The organism is Arsenophonus sp. ENCA (genome assembly GCF_002287155.1).
Lineage (GTDB): Bacteria > Pseudomonadota > Gammaproteobacteria > Enterobacterales > Enterobacteriaceae > Arsenophonus > Arsenophonus nilaparvatae.
Window position 1 is genome coordinate 1 of record NZ_NHNG01000064.1, and the last position, 10,116, is coordinate 10,116.

Sequence of the window (10,116 nt, forward strand, 5' to 3'; positions counted from 1 at the left end):
CTTTTTTTGTCTATAGAAGGTTCAACTAATCGCCATAGGTCTTTAGGGCGGAAACATCTACTTTTTAACCATCGGCTAACCGTGTCATGAGATAAAGGCGATGGGCTGACTTCTGATAACGCCAAACTAGAGTATCTTACACTGCTTACTTGCAAGAATATTTTATAGATATCTTTAATGCATGGATAACCGGACAAAATATGAACATCCTGATTTTTTCTTGTTTTTAAATTTATACTTCTTTTTTAGAGACTGCGAAACTCGTGTTAGCTTGCCTTTAACATTTTATTAAGGCAGCAAGTCATGAAAAAAGATTATTTTTCGTGAAATAACGTTTTAAATTAAGAATTTTCCTTATGTCTTATTGACAATTAGCTAATAATACATTCGTTTCCATATGATGTTCTGATTTTTATTCATAATCTTTGACAATCGGTTGTGTATTTGAGAAAACATCTTGTAGGATTAATTACCTCATTTGATTAATTGAAATTGAACATCATTTAAACAAATAGATAAATATCCTACTTTTCATTATCAAATTGAAAACTAACCAGATGACTTATCTACAAGATGAATTATACTACTAAATACTAATGGTCAGGCGGAGTTTAACCTTATTGCATCTTTTCCAATTCAATCATAAGAAAAGAAAATAGGGAATGTAATGGGTATAAAAAAATAGATAAAAGAGAGATAACGAAATGATTGATAACAAAAAGCGTCCAGGAAAAGATCTTGATCGTATAGATAGGAACATACTGAATGAATTACAAAAGGATGGTCGTATTTCTAATGTAGAGCTTTCTAAGAGAGTAGGGTTATCACCAACACCTTGTTTGGAACGCGTGCGCCGGTTGGAACGTCAAGGTTTTATTTTAAATTATACTGCTTTATTAAATCCACACTATCTCGATGCATCTTTGTTGGTTTTTGTTGAGATTACCTTGAACCATGGTGCTCCGGAGCACCATGGTGCTTCGGATGTTTTTGAACAGTTTAATGCCGCTGTGCAAAAACTGGAGGAAATTCAGGAATGTCATTTAGTCTCTGGGGATTTTGATTATTTACTTAAAACACGAGTTCCTGATATGTCTGCTTATCGTAAATTGTTAGGAGAGACTTTACTCCGTCTTCCAGGTGTCAATGACACCCGCACTTATGTCGTAATGGAAGAGGTAAAACAGAGTAATCGTTTGGTCATTAAGACACGCTAATCAAATAGATGCAAAACTGGAAAAAGTTAGGTACACTCCTGTTTATGCATACAGTTTCAACGCTGAGCATTACTCAGCGTTGTTCCTTTCAATCAACAGGAAAAACCTGGAGTGTTAGTTTTGGGCCAGGAATATACAGAAGACAAAAATATTAAGTTAAAAAAGATCAGTAATGGCAAGATACTGACAGAGATTATTTTACTTATAATTACTATCTGGGCAATTTTTTTAGTGGTGGCCCTGATAAGTTTTCATCCCTCCGATCCTAGCTGGTCGCAGACCACCTGGAATGAACCGATTAAAAATTTAGCTGGCGGTATTGGTGCTTGGTCAGCGGATATTCTTTTCTCTGTTTTTGGCATTTTAGCCTATGCTATACCATTAGTTATGTTGTTAGGATGTTGGAATGTATTTAAAGATATTGATAACCAGAATTGTCTGGATTTTTTTGTCCTTTCCTTACGCCTGATCGGTGGGTTGGCGCTAATAATTACATCGTGTGCTCTTGAATCACTTAATATTGATGATTTACCTAATTTTTCCTCTGGCGGAATTATTGGTAGTGTTTTTAGTAATGCCATCTTGCCTTGGTTTAATATTTTAGGAACAACTTTAGCGTTACTTTGTATATGGGCAGTTAGTTTCACCTTATTTACCGGTTGGTCATGGTTGACGATTGCGGAAAAGATTGGCGCACTAGTTTTAGCAACCATATCACTAATCACTAATCGTACTCGTAGAAATAACAAGCGTCAGACAACAGAGGCTTATGTTTCACCTCATCCGGCTAAATTGTACGATGGCACCAATGTAGATTATATCGATCCTGATGATGTACTTTTTTCAGCTTCGCCAATTAGTCAGCTAGCGAAAGAGGAATTGAGCAATAATAAAAACCATGAATTGCATGGTGAAAAGGCATCCACTCTGATGCCTGATAAAACTGAAGTTGGTTTTGATATTCAATCAGCAGCGCTGGACAAATATGATGAAGATATCTTTAGCAAACCTTCAGATATACCTGTTCCAATGGATGATGATGTTAATCTAAATAAATCGATAGATGCTAATACCGTTACTCAAGTTAGCGAGCAAGATAAAACCGCAAATTTAAGTGAAACATTAATATCATCGGTAACAAAAATAGATGCCGAGGTTGACCCTAGTACTGCTTTCACGCCAGTAAAATCGCAAATTAAAAAGGGAATTGGCCCAGAATTTCCACGTCCTAATCCTGTTCGTTTACCAACGCGACGTGAACTTTACGGCAATCGTCTAACGACACAAAAAGAGCAGGAATTGGCTGCTGATCAAAACGCTTATCAAAATTTAGTAACGCAACCGGATGGTGCTGAGTTTAGTATTGATGATTGGAATGAAGATAAATTACGTGAACAGTTTTTGCAGCAGCAAAATAAACGTTATGACACTGATATAACTAACAATCTTAATCCGCCAACAGATAGAATCGATGACAAAGACAAACCGATTACATCAGATGAGGCAGAATTAAATACATCAGTTGAAATCCAGCCGCATATAGAGCATAAATGGCCATTGGCAGAAAATGGAACGGTATTGCAGGAACAACTAGCAAAAGAGGTCAGCAAAATACCGCTATCTACTAAGGATAAAAAGCAGAACGTCGAACAAACATTACCTGAGCAGGGAAGTCTTTTTCATCCTTTTCTGGTACGTAGTGATCAACCATTACCAAAACCTACAACACCGATACCATCATTAGACCTACTTGCCAGCCCACCCGCCCAAAATGAGCCGGTTGATATGTTTGCACTGGAGCAAACATCCCGTTTAATTGAAGCTCGTTTAAGCGATTATCGGGTAAAAGCGGAAGTTGTTGGTTTTTCTCCAGGGCCGGTTATTACCCGCTTTGAATTGGAGTTAGCTCCTGGCGTGAAGGCGGCACGTATTTCTAATTTATCAAGGGATTTAGCCCGTTCCTTATCAGCAACCGCGGTACGCATTGTTGAGGTGATACCGGGTAAACCTTATGTAGGATTAGAATTGCCCAATAGAAAGCGTCAGACGGTTTATCTACGCGAAGTGCTTGATTGTGATAAATTTCGGCGTAACCCCTCACCATTAACCATTGTGTTAGGTAAGGATATTGAAGGTGAACCGGTTATTGCTGATTTAGAAAAAATGCCCCATTTATTGGTTGCTGGTACCACTGGTTCGGGTAAATCGGTTGGGGTTAACGCCATGATCCTCAGTATTTTGTATAAAGCAAAGCCTGAGGATGTTCGTTTTATCATGATCGATCCTAAGATGTTGGAACTCTCTATTTATGAGGGCATTCCTCATTTGCTGACCGAAGTTGTCACCGACATGAAAGATGCCGCTAATGCACTGCGTTGGTGTGTTAATGAAATGGAACGTCGCTATAAGCTAATGTCTGCTTTAGGGGTAAGAAATTTAGTGGGCTATAACGATAAAATTAATGCTGCTGAACGTATGGGGCGCCCAATACCTGATCCATTTTGGAAGCCAGGCGATAGCATGGATAGTAGTCACCCGGTACTGAAAAAAGAGCCTTATATTGTTGTTATGGTTGATGAATTTGCCGATCTCATGATGACCGCTGGCAAGAAAGTTGAAGAGCTAATTGCACGTTTAGCACAAAAAGCGCGGGCAGCTGGTATTCACCTTGTTTTGGCGACGCAAAGGCCATCGGTTGATATTATTACCGGTTTAATTAAGGCGAATATACCGACTAGGATTGCGTTTACTGTATCAAGCAAGATAGATTCTCGCACCATCCTTGATCAAGGTGGCGCTGAATCTTTATTAGGCATGGGCGATATGCTTTACTTACCGCCTAACTCCTCTATTCCAATTCGTGTCCATGGTGCGTTTGTTCGCGATCAGGAAGTGCATGATGTGGTTAAAGATTGGAAAGCTAGAGGTAAGCCCGAGTATATTGATAACATTACTAAGGCTAGCGATGAGGGTGAGGGTGGTAATGGTTATGATGGTGATGAAGAGCTTGATCCACTATTTGATCAAGCGGTTGAATTTGTGACGGAAAAGCAACGCGTCTCAATATCTGGCGTTCAACGACAATTCCGCATTGGTTATAATCGTGCCGCGAGGATTGTTGAACAGATGGAAGCGCAAGGGATTGTTAGTGAACCAGGCCACAATTGTAATCGCGAAGTCTTAACACCACCACCGACAGGACATTGATTTAACATATTATCTTAAAACCAATAAATATGATGGATAAAAAGGTCATTACTTAATGAAAAAATTGATAATGTTAGGCTTGTTAGCGATAACTTTTCATATTAGCCAGGTATGGGCAGATGCCGCTTCTGAACTGCAAATGCGCCTAAATAAAATAAATAGTTTTCATGCCAATTTTACACAAAAGGTGACCAGTGCTGATGGTGATTTAATTCAGCAAGGTGAAGGCCAGCTATGGATCAAACGGCCAAATTTATTTAACTGGCATATGGTAGCACCGGATGAAAGTTGGTTAGTTTCTGATGGTACTAATCTTTGGTTTTATAATCCTTTTGTTGAGCAAGTTACGGTAACTTTATTGAGTCAGGCAACGACGGATACACCGTTTATGTTGATAACCCGGAATGATCCGCAGGATTGGAAACGTTATCAGATTAGTCAAAATGATAATAATTTTCTGCTAACAGCGATCCAAAATAAGGGAAATTTGAAACATTTTTCCATTACTGTTCAGCCTGATGGCACTATTCAACAATTTACAGCGGTAGAGCAATATGGCCAGATGAGTTCATATCAGCTCAAAGGCCAGCAAAATAGCCATGTTGATGACAACAAATTTAAATTTGATCCACCACAAGGTGTAACGGTTGATGATCAAAGGTCAAGGAGGAGAGGTGACTAATTTGCCACTTGATTTTTCATCTAATGAATTTCAACCATTGGCCGCAAAAATGCGGCCAATCAACTTAGAGCAATATATTGGCCAGCTCCATTTATTAGCTAAGGACAAGCCACTCGCGCGCGCTATTGGTGCAGGCCAACTGCATTCCATGATTTTGTGGGGGCCGCCAGGTACCGGAAAAACGACCCTGGCTGAAATTATCGGTCACTATGCGGATGCCGCCATTGAAAAGATCTCAGCTGTAACCTCAGGTATCAAAGAAATCCGCGAGGCGATAGAAATTGCTCGCCAAAATCGGCAATTAGGGCGAAGAACGATTTTATTTGTCGATGAAGTTCATCGCTTCAATAAAAGTCAACAAGATGCCTTTTTACCTCATATAGAGGATGGTACGGTAACGTTTATTGGCGCCACAACAGAAAATCCTTCTTTTGAGCTCAACTCAGCCTTACTTTCACGTGCGCGGGTTTATTTACTGAAACTGCTTTCTAATGAAGAAATTGTCATGGTTTTGCAGCAGGCAATCGAGGATAGAGAACGTGGGTATGGTGGCCAGAAAATTATTTTGCCCGATGACACCCGTGACATGATAGCCCAATTAGCCAATGGTGATGCCAGACGAGCATTAAATTTACTAGAAATGATGGTTGATATGGCTGAGATCAATGATAAAGATCAGCGAATATTAGCCGTAAATTTACTAAAAGAAATTAGTGGTGAAAGAAGCGTTCGTTTTGATAATAAAGGCGATCGTTATTATGATCTCATTTCCGCACTACATAAATCTGTCCGTGGATCTGCCCCCGATGCAGCGCTTTATTGGTATGCTCGAATTATCACTGCTGGCGGTGACCCCTTATATGTTGCTCGTCGCCTGCTGGCTATTGCTTCTGAAGATATAGGCAATGCTGATCCGAGAGCAATGCAAGTTGCGATCGCGGCGTGGGATTGTTTCACCCGTGTTGGCCCAGCGGAAGGAGAGCGAGCCATTGCCCAAGCAATTGTCTATTTAGCTTGTGCTGCTAAAAGTAATGCCGTTTATAAGGCTTTTCAGGCCGCCATAACAGACGCAAAGCAACAGCCAGATTATGATGTCCCCCCTCATTTACGTAATGCACCGACTAAGTTAATGAAAGAGATGGGTTTAGGTCAAGATTATCGCTATGCTCACGATGAGCTCAATGCTTATGCTGCTGGTGAAAATTACTKTCCCGCCGAGATGCAAGAAACACGTKATTATTTTCCATCAAATCGTGGTTTAGAAGGAAAAATTGGCGAAAAATTATCCTGGCTGGCTGAATTGGATCAAAATAGCTTAATAAAACGCTATCGTTAAAAATCWCAATGGGGTAATGTAGCCAGAACAGGCTRAAAAAGTGTTAAGCATCAGAGAAAACTGACAGGTTGTTTTTATTTTTAAACCATAATAATTTTACAGGTTAAGCATGCTCGATCCAAATTTACTGCGTAATGAGCTAAACGTAGTTGCTGAAAAACTGGCTCGTAGGGGATTTATTCTCGATGTAGATATGTTGCGTAAACTAGAGCAAGAACGCAAAGATTTACAAATTAAAACAGAAAGCTTGCAGGCAGAACGAAATTCCCGCTCGAAGACCATCGGTGCAGCAAAAGCGCGCGGTGAAGATGTTGAAGCTTTACGTAAGCAAGTTAACCAGTTAGGTGAAGAGCTGGATAGTGCCAAAAATAAACTAACGCAAATACAGGATGACATTCGTAATATTGCTTTAAGTTTACCCAACTTACCTGATGACAGTGTACCAGACGGCAACGATGAAACCGACAATGTCGAAATAAGTCGTTGGGGTGAGCCGCGTCAATATGATTTTACCATTAAGGATCATGTGGCATTAGGTGAATTAACTGATGGTTTGGATTTTTCGGCTGCGGTAAAAATTACTGGTTCCCGTTTTGTGGTCATGAAAGGCCAAATTGCGCGCTTGCATCGGGCATTGGCGCAATTCATGTTGGATTTACACACCGAACAACATGGTTATATGGAAACTTATGTTCCCTATTTAGTTAATCATGCCACCCTTTATGGCACCGGCCAGTTACCCAAATTCAGTGAAGATCTTTTTCATACCAAACCATTGGAAGAACAGGCATCAAATCAGCAATATGCGTTGATCCCAACCGCTGAAGTGCCGGTGACTAATCTAGTTCGGGATGAAATTTTAGCGGCAGATAGTTTACCTCTCCGCCTGACAGCGCATACTCCCTGTTTTCGTTCTGAAGCGGGCTCTTATGGCCGCGATACGCGCGGCCTGATCCGTATGCATCAATTTGATAAAGTTGAATTAGTGCAGATAGTAGAGCCAGAAAAATCGATGGCGGCACTGGAAGAATTAACCGGCCATGCAGAAAAAGTATTGCAATTGTTAAAATTGCCTTACCGTAAAATTGTTTTATGTACTGGCGATATGGGTTTTGCAGCTTGTAAAACCTACGATCTGGAAGTTTGGCTACCGGCCCAAAATACCTACCGCGAAATATCTTCTTGTTCAAATACCTGGGACTTCCAGGCACGTCGCATGCAAGCGCGTTTCCGTCATAAAGAGGATAAAAAACCACAGTTAGTACATACCTTAAATGGCTCTGGTTTGGCTATTGGTCGTACCTTGGTGGCGGTAATGGAAAATTATCAGCAAGCTGATGGACGGATTGAAGTGCCTGAAGTTTTACGTCCTTACATGAAGGGGTTAGAGTATATTGGTTAACGCAATGAGCGATATTATTCAAATAACAACGCTTGTGATCAACAAATAAACTTGTCGGTAATATTCAGCGAATATTAGCCAAATGTAAGCAGACATAATATAAAGCTACTGTTTAAAAGTAGCTTTATTTATTGCTGCAGAACGGCTGTGACAAAAGTGCTGAGTAGATATCACATTTTAATCTTGCTGGTGAATTTTCTATTTATTTCCTGTGCCAAATTAGATAATTTTTTCTTGCTAATCGCTTAAATTCAGTTTATTGCTGTTTATGCTTTAGTTAATTAAAAAATATCAATTGAATATGTTTAAGAAATACGTTTCCCTTACTACTGAGTTAACCTAACACTCAAAAACCAAGGAGGCAGTATGGACACAGCATCATTTAAAAGTACCCCCACCATCTTAGTACAAGATAATCGTGGGCTGTCCATCAGACAAATTCAATATAATCGCCATCCGGATACACCTGAGAATATCGAGACGTTAATCACGCGATATCAAAATAATGCGCTGGGTTTTTTGGCCCACAGCATAGATCCTCGTTTATATCAACAGCGGCAAACCGATAATACCGTTAAACCAAATTTCCGCTACATAACATCGCTTAGTGGTGAAGTATTGTCGGTAGAGAGTGTTGATGCAGGAATGACGGTGACGATGAAAGATATTGCTCAAAGGCCCCATTTTGCGGTCAATGCCACCTCATACCGCTGTCACTGGCAGTATGAAGATAGTGACTCGCTTGGGCGATTGTTGTCGATCACGGAACAACAGCCAGGTAAAGAGTCTCAGATCAGCGAACGTTTTATCTGGGCTGGTAATAGCCAGGCAGAGAAAAGACTAAATTTAGTCGGTGCCTGTATTCGTCACTATGATACGGCGGGACTCGAACAAATCAATAGTATCGCCTTAAGCGTTGCCATGTTATCCACTTCACGTCGCTTACTACAAGATAATCTGGTTGCTAACTGGCAGGGACAGGATGAATCTGACTGGGATGTGCAGTTATCGGCAGCGATTTATACTAACCAGTATACCCGTGATGCAACTGGTGCGATATTGACGAGTACCGATGCGATCGGTAATCGCCAGCGGCAGGCCTATGACGTGGCTGGTATGTTAATGAGTAGCTGGCTGACACTAAAATCAGGCCGTGAACAGGTCATTGTTAAATCCTTAACCTATGCCGCCAATGGGCAAAAATTACGTGAAGAGCACGGCAATGGGATAGTGACTAGCTATAGGTATGAGCCAGAAACTCAGCGTCTGCTTAATATCAAAACGGAACGACCGTCTGGTCATATAGCAGGCGCCAAGATACTGCAAGATCTGCGTTATGACTATGATCCGGAGGTAATGTGTTACGTATTACCAATGATGCTGAGGCGACCCGCTTCTGGCGTAATCAGAAAATTGTGCCGGAAAATCACTATCGCTATGATAGTCTCTACCAGCAGGTGCAAGCTACCGGCCGAGAAATGGCCAATATTGGTCAGCAAACTACACAGTTACTGTTAGCATCTCTCATCGATAGTAATACCTTCGCCAATTATAGCCGAACTTACACTTACGATAGTGGTGGTAATTTATCGCAAATACGCCATAGTGCCCCGACCAGTAACAATAATTATACCGTCAATATTACCGTATCTGATCGCACTAATCGGGCGGTATTAAGTAGCTTAACCGAAGATCCGACTATGGTAGACAGGCTGTTTACCTCAGGTGGACAGCAGCAGCAATTATTATCGGGGCAAACGCTTACCTGGACGCCACGTGGAGAGTTACTAACGGTAACATTAGCCGTCCATAATGAGCAACCCGCGGATCTGGAATGGTATCGTTACGATGCCAATAGTCAACGATTGGTTAAAACCACCGTAAGACAGCAGAGTAATAACGAGCAGACACAGCAAGTGATTTACCTGACAGGTGCTGAACTGCGTACTACAACCAATGGTAATGGTGTGCAAGAGCTGCTGGAGATAACAACCATGGGTGAGGCAGGACGTGCGCAAGTACGAGCGCTGCACTGGACAACAGGTAAGCCAACGAAGATCAACAACGATCAGCTGCGCTACAGTTATGATGATCAGCTAGGCAGCAGTCGGCTAGAGGTGGATGAAAACGGGCTACTGATAAGTCAGCAACTGTCTTGACCAACAAAATTACGTAGTAACCTGATGGTAGGATTCATCCCATTCTTCGTTCTTTCTGAGCATCGCATTCAGGATGGTCAACAGTTTGCGCATGCAGGCAACCAGAGCGACTT

8 protein-coding genes and 1 pseudogene are annotated in these 10,116 nt (G+C 41.1%); 7 read left to right on the forward strand and 2 right to left on the reverse strand.

The genetic code is table 11. The annotated features are described in order from the left end of the window. Positions 1–197 (reverse strand): hypothetical protein (locus tag CBG25_RS01905; protein ID WP_290604058.1); only part of this gene is annotated, 197 nt, incomplete at its 3' end. A gap of 507 nt (positions 198–704) precedes the next feature. On the opposite strand from CBG25_RS01905, the gene lrp reads away from it, so the two are divergent. The 7 genes from lrp (at position 705) to CBG25_RS01940 (ending at position 10,003) form a co-directional block, all read left to right on the forward strand. Further along, a complete protein-coding gene (lrp, locus tag CBG25_RS01910) occupies positions 705–1,217 on the forward strand; it encodes a leucine-responsive transcriptional regulator Lrp (RefSeq protein WP_290604150.1) in 513 nt (170 codons plus the stop codon). A 234-nt stretch (positions 1,218–1,451) separates the two neighbouring features. After that, positions 1,452–4,424, forward strand: a complete 2,973-nt coding sequence (locus CBG25_RS01915; protein WP_290604160.1) for a DNA translocase FtsK 4TM domain-containing protein — start codon at positions 1,452–1,454, stop codon at positions 4,422–4,424. A gap of 55 nt (positions 4,425–4,479) precedes the next feature. After that, complete coding sequence (lolA, locus tag CBG25_RS01920; RefSeq protein WP_290604152.1) at positions 4,480–5,106, forward strand: outer membrane lipoprotein chaperone LolA; 627 nt, start codon at positions 4,480–4,482, stop codon at positions 5,104–5,106. Further along, complete coding sequence (locus CBG25_RS01925) at positions 5,099–6,442, forward strand: replication-associated recombination protein A (protein ID WP_290604162.1); 1,344 nt, start codon at positions 5,099–5,101, stop codon at positions 6,440–6,442. The genes lolA and CBG25_RS01925 overlap by 8 nt, the downstream gene beginning before the upstream one ends. 109 nt (positions 6,443–6,551) lie before the next feature. Further along, positions 6,552–7,844: a serine--tRNA ligase gene (serS, locus tag CBG25_RS01930; RefSeq protein WP_290604154.1), complete on the forward strand. Its 1,293-nt coding sequence runs from the start codon at positions 6,552–6,554 to the stop codon at positions 7,842–7,844. Positions 7,845–8,210: 366 nt separating this feature from the next. Beyond that, positions 8,211–9,362 carry a hypothetical protein gene (locus CBG25_RS01935; protein ID WP_290604156.1) on the forward strand — a complete coding sequence of 384 codons (1,152 nt, stop codon included), beginning with the start codon at positions 8,211–8,213 and terminating at the stop codon, positions 9,360–9,362. Beyond that, positions 9,323–10,003, forward strand: coding sequence for a hypothetical protein (locus CBG25_RS01940; RefSeq protein WP_290604158.1), 681 nt, complete (start codon positions 9,323–9,325; stop codon positions 10,001–10,003). Before CBG25_RS01935 ends, CBG25_RS01940 begins: the two co-directional genes overlap by 40 nt. A gap of 9 nt (positions 10,004–10,012) precedes the next feature. Here CBG25_RS01940 and CBG25_RS01945 read toward each other — a convergent pair. Next, positions 10,013–10,116 (reverse strand): annotated as a pseudogene (locus CBG25_RS01945) (IS110 family transposase); the annotation flags it as partial.